The 24,651-nt window shown below is 64.1% G+C and carries 21 protein-coding genes and 3 tRNA genes; 12 read left to right on the top strand and 12 right to left on the bottom strand.

Annotated features, from left to right (window positions below; translation table 11 throughout):
• Positions 1-116: 116 nt before the first annotated feature.
• Positions 117-632 (bottom strand): MarR family winged helix-turn-helix transcriptional regulator, encoded by a 516-nt coding sequence (locus tag AC0L2O_RS09505; RefSeq protein WP_473369539.1) that lies wholly within the window; start codon positions 630-632, stop codon positions 117-119.
• Positions 633-808: 176 nt separating this feature from the next.
• On the opposite strand from AC0L2O_RS09505, the gene AC0L2O_RS09500 reads away from it, so the two are divergent.
• Positions 809-1,999, top strand: coding sequence for a Rieske 2Fe-2S domain-containing protein (locus AC0L2O_RS09500; RefSeq protein ID WP_473369538.1), 1,191 nt, complete (start codon positions 809-811; stop codon positions 1,997-1,999).
• Positions 2,000-2,053: 54 nt separating this feature from the next.
• Entirely contained in the window at positions 2,054-3,346 is a 1,293-nt protein-coding gene (locus tag AC0L2O_RS09495) for a spinster family MFS transporter (RefSeq protein ID WP_473369537.1), read from the top strand.
• Positions 3,347-3,403: 57 nt separating this feature from the next.
• Here AC0L2O_RS09495 and AC0L2O_RS09490 read toward each other — a convergent pair whose 3' ends face one another.
• On the bottom strand, positions 3,404-4,312 hold the full coding sequence (locus AC0L2O_RS09490) for an alpha/beta fold hydrolase (RefSeq protein ID WP_473369536.1): 909 nt from the start codon (positions 4,310-4,312) through the stop codon (positions 3,404-3,406).
• Between the two features lie 242 nt (positions 4,313-4,554).
• On the opposite strand from AC0L2O_RS09490, the gene AC0L2O_RS09485 reads away from it, so the two are divergent.
• From AC0L2O_RS09485 to pepT, 4 genes are all read left to right on the top strand, one after another.
• Positions 4,555-4,758 (top strand): hypothetical protein, encoded by a 204-nt coding sequence (locus AC0L2O_RS09485; protein WP_369726745.1) that lies wholly within the window; start codon positions 4,555-4,557, stop codon positions 4,756-4,758.
• Positions 4,759-4,918: 160 nt separating this feature from the next.
• Positions 4,919-4,995, top strand: a tRNA-Asp gene (locus tag AC0L2O_RS09480).
• Between the two features lie 217 nt (positions 4,996-5,212).
• Positions 5,213-5,530, top strand: coding sequence for an HU family DNA-binding protein (locus tag AC0L2O_RS09475; protein ID WP_369723367.1), 318 nt, complete (start codon positions 5,213-5,215; stop codon positions 5,528-5,530).
• A 103-nt stretch (positions 5,531-5,633) separates the two neighbouring features.
• Positions 5,634-6,884 (top strand): peptidase T, encoded by a 1,251-nt coding sequence (pepT, locus tag AC0L2O_RS09470; RefSeq protein WP_473369535.1) that lies wholly within the window; start codon positions 5,634-5,636, stop codon positions 6,882-6,884.
• Between the two features lie 51 nt (positions 6,885-6,935).
• On the opposite strand, the gene AC0L2O_RS09465 is transcribed toward pepT, so the two are convergent.
• Positions 6,936-7,829, bottom strand: coding sequence for a hypothetical protein (locus AC0L2O_RS09465; RefSeq protein WP_473369534.1), 894 nt, complete (start codon positions 7,827-7,829; stop codon positions 6,936-6,938).
• A gap of 396 nt (positions 7,830-8,225) precedes the next feature.
• Between AC0L2O_RS09465 and AC0L2O_RS09460 the strand changes: the two genes are divergently transcribed.
• Both AC0L2O_RS09460 and AC0L2O_RS09455 read left to right on the top strand, forming a co-directional pair.
• Positions 8,226-8,468, top strand: coding sequence for a hypothetical protein (locus AC0L2O_RS09460; RefSeq protein ID WP_473369533.1), 243 nt, complete (start codon positions 8,226-8,228; stop codon positions 8,466-8,468).
• A gap of 128 nt (positions 8,469-8,596) precedes the next feature.
• The gene (locus AC0L2O_RS09455) at positions 8,597-9,580 is read left to right on the top strand and encodes a cation diffusion facilitator family transporter (RefSeq protein WP_369723363.1); all 984 of its coding nucleotides are present in this window, start codon (positions 8,597-8,599) and stop codon (positions 9,578-9,580) included.
• Positions 9,581-9,791: 211 nt separating this feature from the next.
• Here the strand turns inward: AC0L2O_RS09455 and AC0L2O_RS09450 are convergent, their stop codons facing one another.
• Positions 9,792-10,652 carry a class I SAM-dependent methyltransferase gene (locus AC0L2O_RS09450; protein ID WP_473369532.1) on the bottom strand — a complete coding sequence of 287 codons (861 nt, stop codon included), beginning with the start codon at positions 10,650-10,652 and terminating at the stop codon, positions 9,792-9,794.
• A gap of 133 nt (positions 10,653-10,785) precedes the next feature.
• Here AC0L2O_RS09450 and AC0L2O_RS09445 point away from each other — a divergent pair.
• Positions 10,786-10,860: transfer RNA gene (locus AC0L2O_RS09445), tRNA-Val, on the top strand.
• 504 nt (positions 10,861-11,364) lie between these two features.
• Here AC0L2O_RS09445 and AC0L2O_RS09440 read toward each other — a convergent pair.
• The 6 genes from AC0L2O_RS09440 to AC0L2O_RS09415 form a co-directional block, all read right to left on the bottom strand.
• Positions 11,365-11,769, bottom strand: a complete 405-nt coding sequence (locus AC0L2O_RS09440; RefSeq protein ID WP_473369531.1) for a GFA family protein — start codon at positions 11,767-11,769, stop codon at positions 11,365-11,367.
• Between the two features lie 99 nt (positions 11,770-11,868).
• On the bottom strand, positions 11,869-14,292 hold the full coding sequence (lon, locus tag AC0L2O_RS09435) for an endopeptidase La (RefSeq protein WP_473369530.1): 2,424 nt from the start codon (positions 14,290-14,292) through the stop codon (positions 11,869-11,871).
• 318 nt (positions 14,293-14,610) lie between these two features.
• The gene (gene clpX / locus AC0L2O_RS09430; RefSeq protein WP_045014137.1) at positions 14,611-15,882 is read right to left on the bottom strand and encodes an ATP-dependent Clp protease ATP-binding subunit ClpX; all 1,272 of its coding nucleotides are present in this window, start codon (positions 15,880-15,882) and stop codon (positions 14,611-14,613) included.
• 461 nt (positions 15,883-16,343) lie between these two features.
• Complete coding sequence (locus AC0L2O_RS09425; protein ID WP_369723359.1) at positions 16,344-16,979, bottom strand: ATP-dependent Clp protease proteolytic subunit; 636 nt, start codon at positions 16,977-16,979, stop codon at positions 16,344-16,346.
• Between the two features lie 276 nt (positions 16,980-17,255).
• A complete protein-coding gene (gene tig / locus AC0L2O_RS09420) occupies positions 17,256-18,617 on the bottom strand; it encodes a trigger factor (RefSeq protein WP_473369529.1) in 1,362 nt (453 codons plus the stop codon).
• Positions 18,618-18,797: 180 nt separating this feature from the next.
• A tRNA-Leu gene (locus AC0L2O_RS09415) sits at positions 18,798-18,882 on the bottom strand.
• 154 nt (positions 18,883-19,036) lie between these two features.
• Between AC0L2O_RS09415 and AC0L2O_RS09410 the strand changes: the two genes are divergently transcribed.
• Positions 19,037-20,341 (top strand): multicopper oxidase family protein, encoded by a 1,305-nt coding sequence (locus tag AC0L2O_RS09410; RefSeq protein WP_473369714.1) that lies wholly within the window; start codon positions 19,037-19,039, stop codon positions 20,339-20,341.
• A 3-nt stretch (positions 20,342-20,344) separates the two neighbouring features.
• On the opposite strand, the gene AC0L2O_RS09405 is transcribed toward AC0L2O_RS09410, so the two are convergent.
• Together AC0L2O_RS09405 and AC0L2O_RS09400 are read right to left on the bottom strand one after the other, a co-directional pair.
• The gene (locus AC0L2O_RS09405) at positions 20,345-20,785 is read right to left on the bottom strand and encodes a GNAT family N-acetyltransferase (protein WP_473369528.1); all 441 of its coding nucleotides are present in this window, start codon (positions 20,783-20,785) and stop codon (positions 20,345-20,347) included.
• Between the two features lie 3 nt (positions 20,786-20,788).
• Positions 20,789-22,288, bottom strand: a complete 1,500-nt coding sequence (locus tag AC0L2O_RS09400) for an NAD(P)H-hydrate dehydratase (RefSeq protein WP_473369527.1) — start codon at positions 22,286-22,288, stop codon at positions 20,789-20,791.
• A gap of 375 nt (positions 22,289-22,663) precedes the next feature.
• Here AC0L2O_RS09400 and AC0L2O_RS09395 point away from each other — a divergent pair, with 375 nt between their 5' ends.
• Positions 22,664-23,002 (top strand): P-II family nitrogen regulator, encoded by a 339-nt coding sequence (locus AC0L2O_RS09395; RefSeq protein WP_007603495.1) that lies wholly within the window; start codon positions 22,664-22,666, stop codon positions 23,000-23,002.
• A gap of 152 nt (positions 23,003-23,154) precedes the next feature.
• A complete protein-coding gene (glnA, locus tag AC0L2O_RS09390; protein WP_473369526.1) occupies positions 23,155-24,564 on the top strand; it encodes a type I glutamate--ammonia ligase in 1,410 nt (469 codons plus the stop codon).
• The last annotated feature ends 87 nt before the right edge of the window (positions 24,565-24,651 follow it).

Below are 24,651 nucleotides of genomic sequence, written 5' to 3'. Positions count from 1 at the left end.
CACCGGGGCTCGTGTGGCGAATGCGTCAGTGCTGGCTCGCTTCCGTCGAAGCCTGCCCGAATATAAACCGCTGTCGATCGGAAGCTCGATCCACCTTTCCGCAGATTGCCAACAGATCAGCGCGGAGCTTTCTCCGCTTCGAGCATCGCCTCTGCCGTCGCGGTGAGACGCTCGATCTGCGCAAGCAATCTATCCAACTCGTCATCGCTCAGTTGTTCCAGCAGCAACCGATTGCGCTCCTGCGCACCTTCGACGATCGCATCATGCGCGGCGAGCCCGGCCTGTGTCAGCGACACCAGCACCTCGCGGCAGTCCCTTGGGTTCTCTGACTTCGCAATCAGCTTGCGCGAGACCAGCCCAGCCAGCGCGCGGCTGATCTGTCCCTTGTCCTGGCCGACGGCTTCGGCGAGCCGCGCCACGCTCATCGGCGGTCGGCGGCCGAGCGAAGCGACCAGACCGAACTCGACCGAGGACAATCCGGCGAGACGTTTGTAGCGCAGGATGGCGCCGCGCTTGAGCAGATTGGCAAGCACCATCAGCCGCGACGACAGCATCAGGGTGATCGGCGCGGGCGACCCGCTGTCGTCGGCCTCGGGCGACGTGCGCCCATCCCTGCTCTGTGTCTCGCTCATGGCCCACCTCTGCCAAGAATGCCGTGGCCTGCCAAGCCCGCGCGCCGCAGCCCGTCCGGTCGTCCAAATGAAGAGCTATACCGACATCGTTGACATTATCAACGATCTATATTTCACTGGGTCAACAGATGAATAAGCGACCCGGGCCATCCAAGGCCTGCGGCGGGAGGATCAGCATGAGCGTCACCCAGCGGGATCTCGATCTCGGCACCGCCTATGCGATGAAGCCGGCGCATACGCGCACCGAGCTCACTGCGGTGGTGCGCGGCACGCCGATGGGCGAGCTGCTCCGCCGCTACTGGCATCCAGTCGGGCTTGTGAGCGACGCCACCGACACGCCGAAAAAGGTGCGCGCGCTCGGCGAGGATCTGATCCTGTTCCGCGACAAGCGCGGCCGCGCCGGCCTGTTGCACGCGCGCTGCTGCCACCGCGGCACCACGCTTTATTACGGCAAGGTCGAAGAGGACGGCATCCGCTGCTGCTATCACGGCTGGAAGTTCGACACCGAGGGTCACTGCCTGGAGCAGCCGTGCGAGCCCGATGGCGGCCCGTTCAAGGACAAGGTGCGCCAGCCCTGGTATCCGATCGAAGAGCGCTACGGCCTGATTTTCGCCTATATGGGCCCGGCCGAGAAACGCCCGGTGCTGCCGCGCTACGAATGCCTGGAGACCATGGACGACGGCGAGTTCGTCGACGCCGATGATTCATCGATCGGCGGCGGCGGCCCTGCGATCATCCCCTGCAACTGGCTCCAGCATTTCGAAAACGTGGTCGATCCCTATCACGTGCCTGTCCTGCACGGCTCGTTTTCGGGCCCGCAATTCACCAACATGATGGCTTCGATGCCCGAGGTGATATTCGACAAAACACCGCGCGGGATCGCCGTCCGCTCGATCCGCAAGCAGGACGACGGCAAGGTGTTTTACCGCGTCACTGAAGCCGCGCTGCCCACCTTGCGCGTCGTGCCGAACCCGCGCGTGGCGCAGTTCGCCCGGGTCGAGTCGATCGGCTGGACGCTGCCGATCGACGATACGTCGTTCCGCATCTACGTCGCCGGCCGCGTCAAGACTTCCGGTGACATCGGCCGCATGCGCTCGAAGTTCAACGGAAAGTTCTGGTGGGACATGACTGAGGCCGAGCACCAGCAATTCCCCGGCGACTACGAGGCCCAGGTCGGCCAGGGCGCGCAGACGCTCCATTCCGAGGAGCATTTTGGCCAGAGCGATCGCGGCATCCTGATGATCCGGCGGATGCTGGGCGAGCAACTGGAGGCAATCGCCGACGGCCGCCACCCCGTCGGCGTGTCGTTCGATGCCGGCGCGCCGCCGGTCGCGTTCGAAGCGGGGAACTACATCCGCGAAGGCTGACAAGCCCCACAAGGGCTGGACCAGTGACAACAACAGGACACGTTGGGGGAAGCAATGGTCGATGTGGCGTCACAAATGCCGGTGCAAACGGCCGCCGCGGCAGAGCCGTCGGCGCGGCGCTACTACGTGCTCGGCCTGCTCACCATCATCTATGCCCTGAACTTCCTCGACCGCACGATCTTCAATGTCCTGATCGAGCCGATCAAGAAGGAGTTTGCGCTCAGCGACACCATGATGGGCCTGCTCGCAGGCTTCGGCTTCGCGCTGTTCTACTCCCTGCTCGGCATCCCCATCGCGCGCGTGGCCGACCGATTCAATCGGCGCAACATCGTGGCAATGGCGTTCGCGTTCTGGAGCGCGATGACGGCGCTATGCGGCATGGCGTCGAGCGTGACCGCGCTGGCGTTCGCCAGGATCGGCGTCGGCATCGGCGAATCCGCCGGCTCCCCCGCCTCGCAATCCATCGTCGCCGATCTCTTCGCCAAGAACGAGCGCCCGCGCGCGCTCGGCATCTACGCCGTCGGCACTTATCTCGGCGTTTTCCTCGGCTATTTCGTCGGCGGTTACGTCAACCAGCACTATGGCTGGCGGATGGCGTTCTATGTCGCGGGCGTGCCCGGCATCCTGCTCGCGCTGATCCTGTGGCTGACGGTCTCCGAGCCGAAGCGCGGCGCCATGCGGGAGAATTTCGTGCCCGAACCGCTCGGACCGACGCTGCGCTTCCTCGCCTCGCAGCAGAGTTTTGTCATCGTGCTGATCGGCTTCTGCCTGACGACGTATACCAATTACGCGACCTCAGCCTGGATCCCGCCGTTCCTCGCCCGCGTGCACCATCTGTCGAGCGCCGAGATCGGCACCTATGCCGGCACGTTCAAGGGGCTCGCCGGCATGGCCGGCACCCTGCTCGGCGGCTTCGTGGTGGCCAGGATCAGCCGTCGCGACGACCGCTGGAAGCTGTGGGCGCCGGCGATCACATCAGGCCTCGCCGGTCCGGTGTTTGCCGTGTGCATGCTGACGCAGGATTTCGCCATGATGGTCGCCATGCTGGCGCTGACCTCGTTCCTGGTCGGCTTCCACCTCGGGCCGATCTTCGCGATCGCGCAGACGGTGGCAAAGCCCAGCATGCGGGCGCTGGCCTCCGCGCTGATCGCGCTGACCGCGACCTGCTTCGGCCAGGGCGTCGGCCCGCTCGCGGTCGGCGTGGTCAACGACGCCCTGAAAGGCAGTTTTGGCGCCGACGCCGTGCGCTATTCGCTGCTCTCGGCGGCGATCACGACGACGCTCGGCGCCATTCTCTTCGTGTGGGCGGCGCGAACCATCCGGGCTGACATCACACGGGCGAGCTGAGCATGATCCGGAAAAGTGTGCTGCGGTTTTCCGAAGAGATCATGCTCAAACAATAAGTCAGTCGCTCATGAAGGCGAGCATGTCCGCAAGCAGGCGCTCGCCATGCGTCAGCGGCAACGGATGCGGCCCGCCTTCGTAAACGATCAGCTTGCTGCCCTTGATCAGTTTGGCGGTCTTGGCACCCGTGAGCGGCAGCGGCGCGCTGGCATCTTTGTCGCCATGAAGGATCAGCGTCGGACGATCAATCCCGGCGGCCGCCATGCGCAGATCGGAAAACGAGATGGGCTGGCGGCACGCCAGTGCGACCGGCAGCGGCACGCTCAGCATCATCTGGCGGATCCAGGTCCGTGTGATCTCGGGCGTCTCCGCGGTGAAGAACGGTGCTTCGTTCGCCGCAATCCATTTCGCGAAGTCGCGCGCGATGGTCGCTTGCTCGGCCTCGATCATGGCCCTCGGAATTGCATCCGGGTTGTCGTCGGTCTTGACCAGGAACGGCGTCGTCGGCGCGACCAGCACGAGCCTTGCGATCCGGTCCGATCCGTATCGCGCCAGATAGTTCACCGCCTCGACCGACCCCATCGAGAAGCCGACCAGCGTCACGTCTCGCAGGTCGCGCGCCTCGATCAATGCGGCCAGGTCGTCGGTCAGGGTGTCGAGGTCGTAGCCGGTGGACGGCATCTCGGACCGCCCGTGCCCGCGCCTGTCGGGCGCAACGCAACGGAAGCCTTTGGCATTGAGCGCGGCGATATGGTTGCCCCAGGTGCTGGCGTCGAAGGTCCAGGCGGACAGCAGCAGCACCGGGCGCCCGCTGCCCCAATCCTGCACGAACAGCCTGGTGCCATCCCTGGCAGTCACATAGGGCGACCGCGGAGCCTGCTGGACCGCTGCCACCGGGGCGTTCGCGGCCGATGACGCCGCAAGCGCGCCTCCAAACAACGTGGCTTCGAGGACGGTTGGACGATTCATGGGGCTTCTCCCTTGCCGGATCGGGCCATCGTTCGCGGCCGATGGAAGCGATCATGACAAGGCGGGGGCACCTGCGCGATTACGCGCCAGGTAAGATCGCTCAAGGCCTTTCAGCCGCCCCGGGGCGAAACCAACCAAACGGCCAGATGAAACCATTTTGCGGAACCCGCGAAACCATCCCGAAACAGATGATCTCTAGAAAAGAGCCAACAGACGGCGGCAAAGCCCGTCGGGAGGCTCAGATGAACCACTCAATTCACTCTGCTGATCGTGGTACCCATATGAAGATCGTGGTTGTGGCGCTGGTGGCCGGCATCGCAGTAGCCGCCTTCGGCATCGCAGCCCGCACCAACGCCGATTACAGCCAGACCGCCCAGTCCACCCATGTGATCAAGGCCGGCAAGCCGGTGGTGATCACCAGCGCGGGCACTTCGGCGGTTCGCTGACAAGGCCCCATTCCGGGAAGACCGATGGCCGCCCTCGGGCGGCCTTTTCGTTTTCCGGAGCCATACTTAGCCGGGCCGCGCCAGCAAAGCGCAACGTCCTTGACTTCACCATGTCCCCCCTTTAAGTCCCCCCTCGTTCCGCGCGCTTTCAGCGAGCCACGCGGGAGTAGCTCAGTTGGTTAGAGCGCCGGCCTGTCACGCCGGAGGTCGCGGGTTCGAGCCCCGTCTCTCGCGCCATTTTTGGCAGCAACCCCAAGATCTTACCGGAATATCCTCAGCCTGATCGGCGGCGTCTCGCCAGATCGCGGTGTTTCCGCTCCCTGTCTCCGGCAAGAACGGCCGGATTCGGCTGCTCCGATCGGCGTCGCCGGAGGGCTGGCGTAGTCAGTCCCAGCCCGAATCGTCTAGGCCTGCCGGACTTGCGGATTCGGAGCCTTGCGCGCTCCCTGCGACCATGGAGGAGCCAGACAGCATGGCGAAGAAGGCAGCCGCTCCAGCCACCATCACGCTCAAGCATCTGGCGGCCGACATTGCGGAGAGCCAGGACCTCTCGAAGAAGCGCGCCGAGGCCGTCCTGACCGAGACGATCGACCTGATCACCAAGCATCTCAAGAAGGGCGACCGCGTCCGCATCGTGGGGCTCGGCATCCTCCAGGTCCGCAGGCGCGCCGCCCGCACCGGCCGCAATCCGGCCACCGGCGAGCCGATTCACATCAAGGCCAGCAAGAAGGTCGCGTTCCGCCCGGTGAAGGAACTCAAGGAAGCGATCTGAGCGCTGCGTTCTTTAAGCCGGATCAGGCGTCGTTGCGGCCGCAACCTGGCCCTCTTTTCTGGTATACCGCTTGCTCCCCCTGACCTCGGCGGTTTGACCAGAAATGTCCTCCCTCGCCTTCACGCATACGGTGACCGAGCGCTTCCTGCGCTACGTCACCATCGACACCCAGTCCGATCCGGAATCGCCGGCCTCGCCCTCGACCGAGAAGCAGAAGGATCTCGGCCGCGTGCTCGTGGCCGAGCTCAAGGCCATCGGTATCGCGGATGCCCATCTCGACGACTACGGCTACGTCTACGGAACGATCCCGGCCAACACCACGAAGAAGGTGCCGGTGATCTGCTTCTGCTCGCATATGGACACCTCGCCCGACGTCACCGGCAAGGACGTCAAGCCGCAGGTCGTGCAGAACTATCGCGGCGGCGACATCGCACTGCCGGGCGACACCAGCCAGTTGATCCGCTTTGCCGAGCATCCCGCGCTGAAGAACCAGATCGGCAACGACATCATCACCTCGGACGGCACCACGCTGCTGGGCGCCGACAACAAGGCCGGTGTCGCCGAGATCATGGATGCCGCGCATTTCTTCATCAACAATCCAGACGTCAAGCACGGCACCATCAAGATGCTGTTCACGCCCGACGAAGAGATCGGCCGCGGCGTCGACAATGTCGACATCAAGAAGCTCGGCGCCGACTTCGGCTACACCATGGACGGCGAGAGCGCGGGCAGCGTCGAGGACGAGACGTTCTCGGCCGATGGCGCCACCATCACCATCAACGGCGTCAGTGCCCATCCCGGCTACGCCAAGGGCAAGATGGAGCACGCGATCAAGATTGCCGCCGCCATCGTTGAGCGCCTGCCCAAGGAAGGCTGCTCGCCGGAGACGACCTCAGGCAAGCAGGGCTTCCTGCATCCGGTCGGCATCGAGGGCGCGCTGGAGCAGGCGACACTCTCCTTCATCGTCCGCGACTTCACCGAGGAAGGGCTGAAGGAGAAGGAGATCCTGCTCGAGGACATCGTCAAGGACGTGATGAAGGACTACCCGCGCTCGAGCTACAAGTTCGAGGTCAGGGAGCAGTACCGCAACATGAAGCAGGTGATCGACCGTCACCCGCACATCCTCGAATATGCCATTGAGGCGATCCGCCGCGCGGGTCTCCGCCCGATGCGTACCGCGATCCGCGGCGGCACCGACGGCTCGCGCCTGTCCTTCATGGGTCTGCCCTGCCCCAACATCTTTGCCGGCGAACACGCCTTCCACTCGCGCCTCGAATGGGTCAGCCGGCAGGACATGGAGAAGGCGGTCCAGACCATCGTGCACCTGGCGATGATCTGGGAGGAGAAGGCGTAGCGCGTGTCACCGAGGCAATGGCCGGGCTTGCTCCCGGCCATTTCGTGGGCGTTACGGCACCGGCATCACGCGAGGATTGCGATGGAAGCGATTTGAACTCGCCATCCAGTTCGGCAACGGCTCGCCGTCGCGATGCCGCCCGCCGGCGACGGCCGCGGCCCACGCCACCACGGCCCCGATCAGGGTCGCCACCGCGACCGAGAAAGCGACGATGATCGAATTGCGGCGCGCGCGGTCGATTGCCGCCTTGGACTCCGCAATCACCGTGTCGACCCGCCGCTCTGCATCGGGCGCCGCCAATCCGGTCAGCGTGGCAACTTGCTGCACCAGATAGGTTCGGTCATCACTGCCGAGGCCGCTATGGCTGGACGATGTCATCAGGATGCGTCCGGCCTCGGCGCGGGCCTCCCGCATGTCGGTGTTGGGCGGCCGCCGCGGCGCGCGGAACAGCTTGTCGAGCTCATAGCTCAACAGCGGCTCGGGGGACGTCGCGTTGCTGGTCGAGCTGCGCGCCGGTGAACGGTCGATCGCGGACGCGCCCAGGATCGCCAGCAGCGCCGCGCCGATCAGCACGGCGAGCGCCCATGACATCAGCCCATGAACCCCGTCCCGCCGCTCGCCGTCCTCCTCGATGGTTGCGAGCGCGGGCTCCGGTCGCATCGTACGGCCAGCGATATAACCGCCGAACCCGAAGCTGATGATCGCCTGAAGGATCAGATACAGCCCCGACAACAGCGCCAGCGCCGCCGAAGCATCGCGCCAGGTCGGCGAGGCCGAACTGACACCGAGGCCGATAGCGACGCCAAAGCCGATCAGAATGAAGGACATCGCGCCGGCCGCGAGAGCACCGGCGAAGATAGAGCTCCACTGAATGCTCCGGCCCTCCCCGGCGGCTGCCATGCCGCCTTCCATGACATCTTCCCGCACAAGCGTTTCCATTGTCATCGCGGTTCTCTCAGCGCAGGCCGAAGAACGACAAGATCGCCATGATCACGACGATCAAGCCGATGAGATAGATCAGTCCGTCCATAGTCCGTCCTCCTCGAAACTCCTGGTCGGCTAATCAGGAGGAGTGACGAACGTTCCAATTTCTGCATCCGCGCGGGAACGAACCTGCGGGATGCGAATTATCTGCTCAAGTCCCAAGGATGAAGATTGTGAGCACAAAAGGCCCCAGCCGGTCAGCCCCGGAGCTGGGGCCTTTCCGTGCGTTGCGTCGCCATCACGATTTCTTTGGCCTGTTCCTTGGGGGAGTTTCCTGGCTTGTCCCATGTTAACGACGCGGACGACGGGATCATCCAAGATGCGATCGGGGCGGATCCTCCAGATCGGGAGAGCCGCGTGGATCGCAGAACGGCCTGCTTGCAACAGGCGGATGCATTCCGGGAAAAGGCCCTCGCCGATCCCGAGAACCACGACCAATGGATCGACGAGGCCATCAAATGGCTGGAGCGCGCCAGGGAAGCGGGCTGCCGCGCCGCCATTACGGTCGAGCGCGGCGATAGCTGCGCGGCTCCGGAATCGGTGCGCGCAGATGACGATCCAGACATTCGCCGCGCACGGGACGTCATCGTGCGACAATGACAGCGGTCGCAAGCGAGGCGCTGCTGCTGCGGCAACCGGTCCAGAGACGTAGCAATCGCACCGCGTGACGGGGCGCGCGAAACGCCTACAATGGCGCCTGATTTGGCAGCTTCCGGGGAGCGCTCGAATTGGGCAGCCACGACCATCACGGTCATCATGACCATGCCGGCTACGCGCATGATCATGGTCACCACCACGACCATGGTCATGATTCCGGCCACGCGCATGTCCATGCGCCGGCCAGTTTCGGCGGAGCGTTCGCGATCGGCATTGCGCTCAACACAGCGCTGGTCGCGGCCGAGGCTGTCTACGGCTATATCGGCAACTCCACCGCGCTGCTTGCGGATGCCGGCCACAATCTCGGCGACGTGCTCGGCCTGATCGTGGCCTGGGGCGCCTCGATCGCGGCGCGGCGCGCACCGAGCGGCCGCTTCACTTATGGCCTGCGCGCCTCGACCATCCTGGCGGCGCTGGCGAACGCCGTGTTCCTGTTGGTCGCGACCGGGGCGATCGGCTGGGAGGCGATCCTGCGCTTGCGCGAGCCGGAGCCGATCGCGGGCGTCACCGTGATGGTGGTCGCCGGCATCGGCATCCTCGTCAACGGCTTCACCGCCATGCTGTTCGCGCGCGGACGCAAGGACGACATCAACATCGAAGGCGCCTATCTGCACATGGCGGCCGATGCCGCGGTCTCGCTTGGCGTGGTGGTTTCGGCGGCGCTGATCATCTGGACCGGCTGGCTCTGGCTCGATCCGGTCACCAGCCTCGTCATCTGCGCTGCCATCCTCTGGAGCACGACCAGCCTGCTCCGCGGCTCCATCGACATGTCGATGGCGGCAGCACCGCGCGGCACCGACCTTGCCGCCATCAAGGCGTTTCTGCTCGAGCGCCCCGGCGTCTCGGGGATCCACGACCTCCACGTCTGGCCGATCTCGACCACCGAGACGGCGCTGACCTGTCACCTCGTGATGCCCGACGGCACCACAGGGGACGCGTTTCTGATCGAGACGGCGCGGCTGCTGAAGACCTCCTTCCGCATCGGCCACACCACGCTTCAGGTGGAGACCCACCCCGACAATGGCTGCGCGCTCGCGCCGGATGATGTGGTGTGAGGGCTCGTTTGCACCCGTAGCCTCAATCTCTGCTGTCGTCCCGGACAAGCGCGCACAAAGCGCGCGTAGATCCGGGACCCATAACCACAGGGAGTGGTTTAGCGAAGACTCGGAGTTGCCAACTTCGTGCGACAACTGCTCCTTGTGGTTATGGGTCCCGGCCTTCGCCGGGACGACACTGAGTGTGAGGCACCGACTACCGCAATCGCGCCTACGCCACCCTCGCCGTCACGATCCAGATCGCGCCCGGTAACGCTACCGAGTCCCCTTTGAGGAACGGCGCGAGCGTCTCGCGGATGGATGCCTTGGCGGCCTCGTAGGTTTCGGGCGGATGGCCTTGCAGCGCGCGGCTGGCCGGGCCGATCTGGAGCGCGCCATCGACGGCGGCATCGAGCCCGCCGCCGATTGCGATATCCATCGGGAGATTGTGCGGCTCCATCGCGACGTCGACGAAGCCGACACCTTTCAGGATGCGCATTACCCGCTCTTCGGATGCGAAGGCGAACGGGCCCGGCTCTTCCGGCCCGATCGGCGGCATTTTCGGGACGTGTTTGTAGACCGCCATCAGCGGCGTCATCATCCAGGGATTTTCCTTCGGCTCGCGCCAGCAGACAAAGGCAAGCCGTCCCGTCGACTTCAGCGCGCGACGGAGATTCGTGAAGGACGCGATCGGATCGGCGAAGAACATGACGCCGAAGCGGGAGGCCAGCAGATCGAAGCTCGCCGGCTCGAACGGATGCACTGTCGCGTCCGCCAGCATGAAATCGAGCGGCAGGCCCTTTGGCGCAAACGCACGCGCCTGCGACAGCATCGGATCGGAGACATCGAGTCCGAGCGCGAAGCCATCAGGCGCGACAGCCTTCGCGAACGCGACCGTGGTCGCGCCGGAGCCACAGCCGACGTCGATCACGCGCTCGCCCGGCTTCGGCCTGGCGCGATCGATCAGGACGTCCGCGATCGGTCCGAGCAACGTCTCCTGCACCTTGTGGCGGTCGGCCCAGCGCTGTCCGCTCGGCCCGTTCCAATAGGCGATCTGATCGGCGTTGAGTTCGTGTCCGCTTGGCTGTTGCATCAAACCCTCTTTCGCTTTCACGGGCGGTGATACCATGTCGAAAGCCGCTCAAGCGGTCAAAATCAGGCGCGGTCTGCGCTACCGATCGCCCCCTTGCCCCTCCCCCCGCCGGAGCGCTAAAGAGGCGCCGTCGGGGCGGTTAGCTCAGCGGTAGAGCGCTTCGTTTACACCGAAGATGTCGCAGGTTCGATCCCTGCACCGCCCACCATTCCTCGCGCATGATGCTGCCACGCCAGCCCCCAAAATCACCTTCGGGGCCGCAGCCGCACGTGGACGGGACGGGCGGCCGCGTCCATCAAGAGCGGGCGCAGCTTTCGATGATCCGTCCCGCCGGATTCGCGCGAGAAGTTTAGCCGTCCTCCACCATGTCGGAATCAGAAGGGGCCGCGTTTCAGCGACCCCTTGCCGGTTGAAATCTTGTTCGGGATGAAATGCCAGCCCCGGCGAAGGCCACGATAGCGGTACTGCGATGATGGAGGGAATCCGGACAATTACCGTCGGATGCACTGACCTAATTCAAATCGGCTAAGGGCGTGGAAGCGGCCCCAGCGGGGGCTGGAACGCTGGGGCCGGCACTCCAGTCCGGACGGGAGGCAGTGAGATGGTCCGGACCTGTCCAAGTTCCCAGAGGAACAAAGGTTCCAACACACTGTCCTAATTTCCAGGTTGAGCACATCCGGGATACTGCGGTCTTCCCTGCAGGGGCCCCGGATCAATCCCCCGGCTTCCTCGGCAGCCCCGGCACCGCATCAATCCATACCACTGCCGACTGGCACCAGATCTGGCGGCTTGGCCGCAAGGCGTCGCGCTGGCGGACACTACCCCAGCGGATGCCCCAATCGTCGGCTTGGTCGCCCTCGCCGCTGGTGAACAGCGGAGAACCGCAATGGCTGCAGAAGTGCTGGAAGCGCATCCGGCCATTGTCGCCGCGCTTGCCGTAGATCGTGGGCGTACCGCGGGTCAGTTTGACGTCGGCGCCGGAACAGACGGCGGTCACACGGAACGGCGAGCCCGTCAGGGTCTGGCAATCCGTGCAATGGCACACCGAAACCGCCTCGGGGTCGATCTCGGCTTCGAAGCTGATCTGCCCGCAATGGCATTGCCCGTCGATCTGCATGACCCTGTTCTCCAGAAAGAACTGTTCTCCAGAAAGAACTGCCCAAAACAAAAACGGCGCCCGAAGGCGCCGTTTTATCATCTTTTGCGAGCTGCGATCTCAGTGAGCGGTCAGGCCGCCGGCGGCTTCGTCGCCGTCCGGCTTCACGGTGACCTTGGTGTCCTCTTCCCAGACGATCGGCACCGGCTTCTTCACCAGCGCCTTGGCGACGACGTCGTCGAGGCGCGAGACCGGGATGATCTCCATGCCGCCCTTGATCGCATCGGAAATCTCCGTGAGATCCTTGGCGTTGTCTTCGGGGATCAGCACCGTCTTGATGCCGCCGCGGGCAGCGGCGAGCAGCTTCTCCTTGAGGCCGCCGATCGGCAGCACGCGGCCGCGCAGCGTGATCTCGCCGGTCATCGCGACATCATGGCGGACCGGAATCCCGGTCATGACCGAGATGATTGCGGTGGCCATCGCCACGCCCGCGGACGGACCGTCCTTCGGCGTCGCGCCTTCCGGCACGTGCACGTGGATGTCGCGGCGGTCGAACAGCGGCGGCTCGATGCCGTAGACGATCGCGCGCGAGCGGACATAGGACGCCGCCGCCGAGATCGATTCCTTCATCACGTCGCGCAGATTGCCCGTGACCGTCATCTTGCCCTTGCCAGGCATCATGACGCCTTCGATGGTCAGCAACTCACCGCCGACATCGGTCCAGGCAAGGCCGGTGACGATGCCGACCTGCGGCTCGCTCTCGATCTCGCCGTAACGATACTTCGGCACGCCCAGGAGCTCTTCCAGAGTCTTCTCGGTGACCTTGACCGACTTCTTCTTGGAGATCATCAGCTCCTTCACCGCCTTGCGGGCGAGTGTCGAAAGCTCACGCTCCAAATTACGCACGCCCGCCTCGCGGGTGTAGCGGCGGATCAGAAGCAGCAGCGCCTCGTCGTCGATCGAGAACTCCTTGGAATCCAGGCCATGCTTGGATACCGCGTTCGGGATCAGGTGCTTGCGCGCGATCTCGACCTTCTCATTCTCGGTATAACCCGCGATCCGGATGATCTCCATGCGGTCCATCAGCGGGCCGGGAATGTTGAGCGTATTCGCGGTGGTGATGAACATCACGTTGGACAGATCGTAGTCGACCTCGAGATAGTGGTCATTGAAGGTCGCGTTCTGCTCGGGGTCGAGGACCTCAAGCAGCGCCGAAGACGGATCGCCGCGGAAATCGGCGCCCATCTTGTCGATCTCGTCCAGCAGGAACAGCGGATTCGACGACTTGGCCTTCCGCATCGACTGGATGATCTTGCCGGGCATCGAGCCGATATAGGTGCGGCGGTGACCGCGGATCTCGGCCTCGTCGCGCACGCCACCGAGCGAGACGCGCACGAACTCTCGTCCGGTCGCCTTCGCGATCGACTTGCCGAGCGAGGTCTTGCCGACGCCGGGAGGTCCGACCAGGCAGAGGATCGGCCCGGTCAGCTTGTTGGCGCGCGACTGCACCGCGAGATACTCGACGATGCGGTCCTTGACCTTCTCGAGCCCGTAATGATCGGCATCCAGGACCGCCTGCGCGGCTTCCAGATCCTTCTTCACCTTGGACTTTTTGTTCCACGGGATCGACAGCAGCCAATCCAGATAATTGCGCACGACGGTCGCTTCCGCGGACATCGGCGACATCTGGCGCAGCTTCTTCAATTCATGCTGCGCCTTCTCGCGCGCTTCCTTGGAGAGCTTGGTCTTGGAGATCTTCTCTTCGAGATCGGCGAGCTCGTCGCGACCGTCGTCGTCGCCGAGCTCCTTCTGGATCGCCTTCATCTGCTCGTTGAGATAGTACTCGCGCTGGGTCTTCTCCATCTGCCGCTTGACGCGGGAGCGGATGCGCTTCTCGACCTGGAGCACCGAAATCTCGCTCTCCATCAGGCCCAGCACCTTCTCCAGGCGCTGCGTGACCGACAGCGTCTCCAGGATGCCCTGGCGATCCGCGATCTTGACGGCGAGGTGGGACGCAACGGTGTCGGCGAGCTTGGCGAAATCGGTGATCGCCTGCACGACGCCGACGACCTCGGCCGAGATCTTCTTGTTGAGCTTCACGTAGCTCTCGAAGTCCGACACGACCGAGCGCGACAGCGCTTCCGCCTCGACCGACTTCGCATCGGTGTCGGCGAGCGCAATTGCAGTTGCCTCGTAATACTCGGCGCGATCGGTGTACTTCTCCACGCGCGCACGCTCGAGCCCTTCGACCAGCACCTTCACGGTGCCGTCGGGAAGCTTCAAGAGCTGGAGCACGCTGGCAAGCGTCCCGGTCTCGTAAATCGCATCGGGCGCTGGATCATCGTCCGACGCGTTCTTCTGCGTCGCGAGCATGATCAGCGCATCGTTCCTCATCACCTCTTCGAGCGCGCGGATCGACTTCTCGCGGCCGACGAAAAGCGGAACGATCATATGCGGGAAGACGACGATGTCGCGCAGCGGCAACACGGGATAAGCGTGCGTTTCGCCATGGACGATGGTTGGCCGGGGTTTGGGATTGGTCATGGCCTTTTCCTTTTGCTTTGCCCCCTCGCACGCAGTCCGCTTGCTCATGCGCAACCGCCACAAGGTGCCGTATTGATCCGCAAAACCGGTCTACCATTCGTGGGCGGACCGGGCCTGCCGGATCGGAACTGAGGCGAATCTTGAAGGGAATTCTCGCTCGCCGCCGACATTAGGTGGCTATCGACCCGGGGGGTGTCAAGTCATTGAAAGACGCGCGCCATCAGGCGCTTACGCACGCGGATAAGCGACGCAACACCGGCTGCGGAGATACATTCCGCAGCCTTAATTCGCAGGACGATTGGAGCGTTCCAGCGCCGCTCAGGCGCTGGCGTTCTCGACGGCGCGATCGGACCGATCGGCGTAGATGTAGAGCGGACGCGCCGTGCCTTCCACGACTTCGCGGGAGATCACGACTTCTTCCACGCCTTCCAAGCCCGGCAGGTCGAACATGGTCTCGAGCAGGATCGCTTCGAGGATCGAGCGCAAGCCACGCGCACCGGTCTTGCGCTCGATCGCCCTGCGGGCGACCGCGCCAAGCGCCTCGTCGGCGAAGGTCAGCTCGATGTTCTCCATCTCGAACAGACGCTGGTACTGTTTCACCAGCGCATTCTTCGGCTCGACCAGGATCTTCTTCAGCGAAGCCTCGTCGAGATCCTCCAGCGTCGCCACGACCGGCAGACGGCCGACGAACTCGGGGATCAGGCCGTACTTCAGGAGATCCTCGGGCTCGACATGACGGAAGATTTCGCCGGTGCGGCGATCTTCCGGTGCGAGCACCTGCGCAGCGAAACCGATCGAGGTCGAACGGCCGCGTGCCGAGATGATCTTTTCCAGGCCCGAGAAAGCACCGCCGCAGATGAACAGGATGTTGGTGGTATCCACCTGCAGGAATTCCTGCTGCGGATGCTTGCGGCCGCCCTGCGGCGGGACCGAGGCCACCGTGCCTTCCATGATCTTCAACAGCGCCTGCTGCACGCCCTCGCCCGACACGTCGCGGGTGATCGAGGGGTTGTCGGACTTGCGGCTGATCTTGTCGATTTCGTCGATATAGACGATGCCGCGCTGGGCGCGCTCGACGTTGTAGTCGGCGGCCTGGAGCAGCTTCAGGATGATGTTCTCGACGTCCTCGCCGACATAGCCGGCTTCGGTCAGCGTCGTCGCATCCGCCATCGTGAACGGAACGTCCAGGATGCGGGCGAGCGTCTGCGCGAGCAGCGTCTTGCCCGAGCCGGTCGGACCGATCAGCAGGATGTTCGACTTCGCGAGCTCGACGTCGTTGTGCTTGGTCTGATGGTTGAGGCGCTTGTAGTGATTGTGCACCGCGACCGACAGGACCTTCTTCGCATGGCTCTGACCGATCACGTAATCGTCCAGCACCTTGCAGATTTCCTTCGGCGTCGGAATCCCGTCGCGCGACTTGACCAGCGAGGATTTGTTTTCCTCGCGGATGATGTCCATGCAGAGCTCGACGCACTCGTCGCAAATGAAGACCGTGGGACCCGCGATCAGTTTACGGACTTCGTGCTGGCTCTTGCCGCAGAACGAGCAATACAGCGTGTTCTTGGAGTCGCTCGTGCCGACTTTACTCATTCATGTCTCCGTCCGCGGTTCGATCCCGTCCGCTCGATCGCCCTATTCCGGCACGACAGCCGGCACAGTTATTCAAATAGAGCAAATTCCGTACCAAAAAAGACCCTACGCGTTACATCCCGTGCGAATCACGGTCGCTCGATTCTCCGCGATCATAGCCGATCAATCGTAGCCAACCATGCTGTCACCCGACTATCAAGAATTCGCTAATCGGGGAGCCGCCGGCTACCCGTGACAATACCGTGATTTCAGGTCTTGGCACGGTCGAAGTGATCGAAATCACCCCGGCGTTGCTGGATTACCACGAAAAACAAGCACGAAAGCGGAACTTTCTGCCTGCCGCAGGGCGCAAAATCGCGTTTTGCGCCCCGTGTGAAGTGCGCCGTTAACGTCAACGTCGAACTCCCGATCCCCAGGAATTCACCGTGTGTTCCCCGGGATCGATGTTGCGTCCCGTCGTGCTACGGGCTCTTCGCGCCCGCCGGTTCTTCCGCGCGCTTGTCGATGACCTTGTCGACCAGGCCGAACTCCTTGGCGTCGGCCGCGGTGAGGAACTTGTCGCGTTCCAGCGCGTCCTCGATCGCCTTGTAGGTCTGCCCGGTGTGCTTCACGTAGATCTCGTTCAGCCGCTTCTTCAGGTTCAGGATTTCCTGCGCGTGAAGCATGATGTCGGTGGCCTGGCCCTGGAAGCCGCCGGAGGGCTGATGCACCATGATGCGCGCGTTCGGCAGCGAGAAGCGCATGTCCTTCTCGCCGGCGGCGAGCAGCAACGAACCCATCGAGGCCGCCTGCCCCGTGCACAGCGTGGACACCGGCGGGCGGATGAATTGCATCGTATCGTAGATGGCGAGCCCCGACGTCACCACGCCGCCCGGCGAGTTGATGTACATCGAGATTTCCTTCTTCGGATTTTCCGCCTCCAGGAACAACAGCTGCGCGACCACCAGCGTTGACATGCCGTCCTCGACCGGCCCGGTCAGGAAGATGATGCGCTCCTTCAGCAGGCGCGAGAAAATGTCGTAGGCGCGCTCGCCACGGTTGGTCTGCTCGACCACCATGGGCACGAGGTTCATGTAAGTTTCAACCGGATCGCGCATGAGTCACCTAGGTTTTTCGGGCGCGACCATCGCAGTCTCGGCTGCCAGTCTCCTGGCTGGATTTGCCGGAAGGCCGATGGACGTCCCGTGATGCAGGAACTTGGGTAGAGGGTGGAGCGACAGATATAACCCAATTCGCGCCAGACAAGTGCCGAACGAATTAAGGCTTAATCCAAGCGGCGATTGAAACTGATTCGCGCCAAGAGGCCCAGCCGGCCACCTGGCTAGCTGGATCCCTTGGCTGATCATCCTTAACGGAAAGCTTTCTCAACGCCTTCAGGCGGCGGTCTTTTCCGCTTCGTCGTCCTTGTAGAGCTCCTCGCGCGAGACCTTCTTCTCGCTCACGTCGGCGAGCTCGAGGATGAAGTCGACCACCTTGTCCTCGTAGATCGGTGCACGAAGCTGGGCCAACGCCTGGGCGTTGTTGCGGTAATAATCCCAGACTTCCTTCTCGCGGCCCGGCATCGAACGCGCCCGCTCGATCACGGCGCGGCCGACCTCGTCGTCGGTCACGGTGATCTTGTTCTTCTCGCCGATCTCGGAAAGCACGAGGCCGAGGCGCACGCGGCGATCGGCGATCTTGCGGTACTCTTCCTTGGCGGCATCTTCGGTGGTGTCCTCGTCGGCGAAGCTCTTGCCGGCTGAGTCCATCTCGGCCTTGACCGAGTTCCACATCAGATTGAACTCCTCGTCGACGAGCGAGGGCGGCGCCTCGAAGCGATGCGCCTCGTCGAGCTGGTCGAGCAGCGCGCGCTTGATGCGCTGGCGCGTCGCACCCGCGAACTCGGCGGCCAGCCGCTCGCGTGCGGCTTCCTTGAGCTTGTCCAGCGATTCCAGACCGAGCGTCTTGGCAAACTCGTCGTCGATCGCGACGTCCTGCGGCGCCTCGATCAGCGTCGCGGTGGTCTCGAACTCGGCCGGCTGCCCGGCGAGCTTCTCGTTCGTGTAGTTCTTGGGGAACGCCAGCTTCAGCGTGCGGGTCTCGTTGGCGCCAATACCAGTGAGCTGCTCCTCGAAGCCCGGAATGAAGGTGTTGGAGCCGATCACGACCTGGATGCCTTCGCCGGTACCGCCCTCGAAGACTTCGCCGTTGATGGAGCCCTTGAAGTTGATGGTGACGCGGTCGCCGGATTCGGCCTTCGCGCCCTCGGCCTTCGCCGCGTAGCCGCGGTTCGAATCGGCGATACGCTTGATCGCCTCGTCGACATCGGTGTCGGAGACGTCGGCAACCGGCTTCTCGACCTTGAAGGCCTTGAAGTCGGCGAGCGCAATCGACGGCACCACCTCGATCGCGACCGTGTAGGTCAGGTCGGACTTGCCCAAGAGCAGCTCATCGACCTCGGCCTGCTCGGTCGGCATGGTGATCTTCGGCTCGGTCGCGAGGCGGAAGCCGCGCTCGGAGAACAGCTGGGTATTGGTGTCGCGGATGGTCTGGTCGATGGTCTCGGCCATCACCGAGCGGCCATAGACCTTCTTGAGGTGGGTCACCGGCACCTTGCCGGGACGGAAGCCGTTGATGCGGACCTTGTCCTTGAGGTCGACGAGCTTCGCGCCAGCCTTGGCGTCGAGATCAGACGCGGGAACGCTGATCTTGAACTCGTGCTTCAATCCTTCCGAGAGCGTTTCTGTGACCTGCATGGCGTCCAATCTTCTTCTCGTTCGGTCCCGGCACGCATGCGTCGGGACGCTGTCATCAATCGATCCGGCGCGCGAAGCCAAATGCCCCTGCGCCGGCGGGTTCATCGGACCCGGCCCCAGACGGAAAAACATCCGCCAGAAGCAGGCCCGTCAGTAATCCGTGCAAACGCTGAAAGCGCTTGGTGCGGGCGGAGGGACTCGAACCCCCACAACTTTCGTCACTGGAACCTAAATCCAGCGCGTCTACCAGTTCCGCCACGCCCGCGTAAATTTGCATCAAGACCGGCCGCGATGCCGCGGGCGGCGGGCTTATAGCATGTGCCCGCCTGTTCGCAGCAAAAAAATGCCCGTGTGGACGCCAGCTTGAAGTAGGCATGGCCGCTGGACTTATCCAGCGCGCCGTGGTCCGCATCGGCAGCATGAGCGCGCAGATTTTTGCCCCCACCCGACGCGAGGTTTTGGCTGGCCTGGGAGCTGCGGCGACAGGGCTGCTTGGCGGTGGCGCAACGGCGCCCGCGACCGCCCAGCTCGCCCTCCAGGCCCGCCCCGCGACCCTGGCGCTGCGGCCGGGTCAGGCGGCGACGCCGACCTGGGAGCTGGCCGCCGTAAGCCATATCGGGAATGTCCATCTCAAGCGGGGCGACCGCTGCGAAGTGGTCTTTCGGAACGACTTGCCTGTGCCGCTTGCGCCAGTCTGGTACGGCCTCGATGGCGCCGCCGCGGGCGACCCGCTGCGGGGACGTGCGCCAACCCCGCCCGACGCGACCGAAACATCAATCATTTCAATCCCTAGCGCGGGGACCCTGCTGGCCGACTTCCGCCTCTTCGAGGATGGCCTCAAGCAGCCCGCACGCCCGCTTCCGATCATCGCCTCCGAGACAAATCCCGTCGTGGTCGATCGCGACGAGGTCCTGCTGATCGAGGAATGGCGGCTGCGGCCGGACGGGACCGCGCTTGCCCCGGGCCGCGACCCGAAGGACACGACCCCGCTCTATACAATCAACGGGCAGACTTCATTCGAACTCTCGGCGCTGGGCAATCAGCGGCTGCGGCTGCGCTTCATCAATGGCTCGCAACGCACTGTCCTGGCGATAAAATTGGAAAACCACGACGTCCGCGTGATGGCCATGGACGGACAGCCGGCCGAGCCCTTCCCGGCGCGCAATGGCGCCCTGATGCTGGCTCCCGGCGCGCGCGCCGACGCCTTTGTCGATACGACCAAATCGGCTCCATTCCTGCTGCATGACGGCAAGGAGGCGCACCAGATCGGCGCTCTCGCGGTTACCGGCTGGTCAGAGCGGCGCGCTCCGCTGCTCGAGCCGCAGCCCCTGCCTTCGAACGAACTTCCCGAGAAGCTCGATCTAAGCGGCGCCCTGCGATTCGATGTCGCGCTCGGCGCACCCGATGGCGGCTGGACCCGGCCTGCAAATTTCTCCACCTCGTCGAGCCCCGCCTTCCGCGCCAAGGCCGGTCGCACCGTCGTGCTGGCCCTCAAGAATCCGGGGCCGGTCACCAACGTCTTCCACCTGCACGGCCACCATTTCCGCCTGCTCGACCGTCTCGACGACGGCTGGAAGCCCTACTGGCTCGACACGCTCGCCATCGAGCCCGGCCAGACCGAGCGCATTGCATTCGCGGCCACCGCGCCCGGCCGATGGCTGATCGAATCCGTGGTGACAGACTGGGCCGCCCCGCGGCTGGTGCGCTGGTACGCGGTGGAGTGAGCATCAGCCCGCGCGTGTCCAAAGATAGCGCGCGTCAGGCTCCTTTTCCTCATTCCGCGTCCCGTCGGTCTGCTCGACCAGCGCGAAGCCGTGGGCTTCGTAGAAGCGTCGCGCCCGCGCGTTGCGCTGGAAGGTCCAAAGCTCCAGCCGATCGCAGGCTTGTTTCGCGACATCGAGCAGTTCACTCCCCATGCCGCGGCCCTGGGCCATGGGAAGCACGTAAAGCTGCTCGATCCAGCCTTCGCGGAAAGCGATGATCCCGCTCAGCACATCGTGGTCGAAGCGTCCCCACACGCGGCAGGCCGGAAAGACGCGCTCGCGGTAGAACCAGCTGTCCTCGTCCGGCGTGTGCAATCCGACCAGCCACGGCATCGCCTGGTCGAAGGCGACCCGATGGACCTGCGCGGCCGCGCGCATATCAGTGAGCCCGAGCTGCCTGAGCACTGGCTAGTACTCCACCCCCAGCGCACCATAAATCCGCCGGTGCACGGCGGGCAGCGTCTCGGTCAGGTCTTCCGCGATCAGGCCGGGGCCGGCTTCGTTCGCCGCCTCGCCATGCATCCAGACGCCGATGCTGGCGGCTTCGAACGCCGGAACGCCTTGCGCCAGCAGCCCGGCGATGATCCCGGCGAGCACGTCGCCGGCGCCGCCCGTGGCCAGCCATGGCGGCGCGTTGGCAGCGATGGTGGCACGGCCGTCGGGCGCGGCGATCGTGGTGTCGGGGCCCTTCAGCAGCACCACTGCCCCGGAGCGTTCGGCGGCGGCGCGCACGCGCTCGAGCTTCGAGCGTCCCGGATGTTTGTTGCTGAGGTCGGAGAACAGCCGTGGAAACTCGCCCTCGTGCGGCGTCAGCACCACCGCATTGTCGTGCGACGACTTGATCGATTCGAACAAGCGCTCGGGGTTCGCGGCAAAGCTCGTCAGCGCGTCCGCATCGAGCACGAGATGCCGCTGCGCGTTAAGCGCCGTGTGGACGAAATCGCAGGTGCGGTCGCCGATGCCGGCACCGGGTCCGATCATGCAGGTGTTGTAACGCTTGTCGCCGAGCAGTTCGCCGAACTCGACCGCGGTATCGACCGGGCGGACCATCACCGCGGTCAGCGCGGCCGCATTGATCGCGAGCGCATCGCGTGGGCTCGCCAGCGTCACCAGGCCCGCGCCGGCGCGTAAGGACCCCCGCGCAGCGAGCCGCGCCGCACCGGTTGCTGCAGCATCGCCCGAGACCGCCAGCACATGGCCTCGCGCGTATTTGTGGCCGTCGATGCGCGGCACCGGAAAGGCTGCGCCCCAGAAATCCAGATCATTCTCGAAGATCCGCGGCCCGATCTCGTCGAGCACCTGGCTCTCGATGCCGATATCGGCAACGCGGACGCGGCCGCAATGCACCCGGCCCGGCAGCAGGAGATGCGCCGGCTTCTTGCGGAAGAACGTGACGGTCTCGCTGGCATTCACCGCCAGGCCGAGCACGGCCGCGCTGGTGCCGTTGATACCGCTCGGCAGGTCGACCGCGAGCACCGGCGCGCCGTTGGAGTTGATCGCCTCGATGATCGCACGCGCCTCGCCGTCGAGGGGACGGCTCAAGCCGGCGCCGAACAGCGCATCTATGATCAGCGCGGGCTTGCCGATCGCCTGCGGCGTGAACGGCAGCACCGGATGCTTCCAGCCGCGCGCGGCAGACGCCGCGTCGCCCTGCAGCTGGTCGCGCTCGCACATCAGGATTACCGAGACCTCGCGCCCCTGGGCTGCGAGTTCGGCGGCTGCGACAAAGCCGTCGCCGCCATTGTTGCCGGGACCGGCCACGATCAGGATTGGCCCCTGCTCCACCAGCGCGTTCGCAGCTTCCGCGACCGCCTGGCCGGCGCTCAGCATCAGCTTGAACCCGGGCGTGCCGGCCGCGATCGAGAGCTGGTCGGCCCGCTGCATTTCAGCGTTGGTCAGAACTTCCATGCCACTTCTCTGGTACAAACGCCTCTTCAACAGGCATCTTCCGTGCCGATCCGATACAAGGAACAGATGACTGCACACACAATGACCGTTTGCCTATTTCGTAGTCTGCGGTATTTTGCGCCGGTCGGCTCCACCCATCCGAGATGCTCGTTAAAAGGCTGATAACGCTTCAACAATCAGGGGATTTGCAACTTGGCATAGACCCTGCTTTCGAGGAAGTCGCTTCGGTTCGTCGTGCTCACTGGCATTATCTGGGTGTGGCCGGCCGTCGTTGCCGGGCTGGTCAGGGATCACGGCACAGCGAATCTCTTGCGTTGAGAAAAGCGCATCCTGACGAAGACGTTGCTATTTGTTCGAAAGGCCGGGAGGCGCGCAGTGAAGAAAATCGAAGCCATCATCAAGCCATTCAAGCTCGACGAGGTGAAGGAAGCGCTTCAGGAAGTCGGCCTTCAGGGCATCACGGTGACCGAAGCCAAGGGGTTTGGCCGCCAGAAGGGTCATGCCGAGCTCTACCGCGGCGCAGAATACATCGTCGACTTCCTGCCCAAGGTGAAGATCGAGATCGTGATCGGCGACGACCTGGTCGAGCGCGCCATCGACGCGATCCGCCGCGCCGCCCAGACCGGGCGCATCGGCGACGGCAAGATTTTCGTCTCCAATATCGAAGAGGCGATCCGCATCCGGACCGGCGAATCCGGGCTGGACGCTATCTGAGCCGGGTGCTATCCCGCATTTTGCGACACTCTGACAGGAAATAAGGCTGCTTCGGCGGCCTGATTTCGTTTATGCGGTCGCGCAAAACTCGCCGAAAGCGAGAATAATTTTGCTCATCTGGAAACCGACCCGCAGAGCCAAAAGGGGTATGCATGAAGACCGCCAAAGACGTCCTGAAATCGATCAAGGACAACGACGTCAAATACGTCGACCTGCGCTTCACCGATCCGCGCGGCAAGTGGCAGCATGTGACGTTCGACGTCAGCATGATCGATGACGACATCTTCGCCGAAGGGACGATGTTCGACGGCTCCTCGATCGCCGGCTGGAAGGCGATCAACGAGTCCGACATGTGCCTGATGCCGGATCCGGTGACCGCGACGATCGATCCGTTCTTCGCCGAGACCACCATGGTTATCACCTGCGACGTGCTCGAGCCGACCACCGGCGAGCCCTACAACCGCGACCCCCGCGGCATCGCCAAGAAGGCCGAAGCCATGGTGAAGTCGATGGGCGTGGGCGACACCGTCTTCGTCGGTCCCGAAGCCGAGTTCTTCGTGTTCGACGACGTGCGCTTCTCCTCCGGCCCCTACAACACCGGCTTCCGGCTCGACTCCTCGGAGCTCCCGACCAACACCGACACCGAATATGAGGGCGGCAACCTCGGACATCGCATTCGCACCAAGGGCGGCTACTTCCCGGTCCCGCCGCAGGACTCCGTCCAGGACATGCGATCGGAGATGCTGGGCGCCATGGCCAAGATGGGCGTCAAGGTCGAGAAGCATCACCACGAGGTCGCTTCCGCGCAGCACGAGCTCGGCATGAAGTTCGACACGCTGACGCTGATGGCCGACCATCTGCAGATCTACAAATACTGCATCCACCAGGTCGCCCACATCTATGGCAAGACCGCCACCTTCATGCCGAAGCCGGTCTTTGGCGACAACGGCTCGGGCATGCACGTGCATCAGTCGATCTGGAAGGACGGCAAGCCGGTGTTCGCCGGCAACAAATATGCCGACCTCTCCGAGACCTGCCTCAACTATATCGGCGGCATCATCAAGCACGCCAAGGCGATCAACGCCTTCACCAACCCGTCGACCAACTCCTACAAGCGTCTGGTCCCCGGCTATGAAGCCCCGGTGCTGCTCGCCTACTCCGCGCGCAACCGCTCGGCCTCCTGCCGCATCCCCTACACCGCTTCGCCGAAAGCCAAGCGTGTCGAGGTGCGCTTCCCCGATCCGCTCGCCAATCCCTATCTCGGCTTCGCCGCGATGCTGATGGCCGGCCTCGACGGCATCAAGAACAAGATCGATCCGGGTCCGGCGATGGACAAGGACCTTTACGACCTGCCCAAGGAAGAGCTGAAGCAGATCCCGACCGTATGCGGCAGCTTGCGCGAGGCGCTTGAAAACCTCGACAAGGACCGCGCCTTCCTCAAGGCCGGCGGCGTGTTCGACGACGACTTCATCGACAGCTACATCGACCTGAAGATGACCGAAGTCGCCCGCTTCGAGATGACCCCGCATCCGGTCGAGTTCGACATGTACTATTCGGGCTGATCGGCTCGAACAGGGCGGATTCAACCGGTCGTCGCAACACCCGAAGCGAAGGAGGTTGCGATGCGGTTATGGAATCGGGCGTGGCGG

Source organism: Bradyrhizobium sp. Kon10, assembly GCF_055807395.1.
This window is presented reverse-complemented; position numbering and strand designations above follow the sequence as displayed.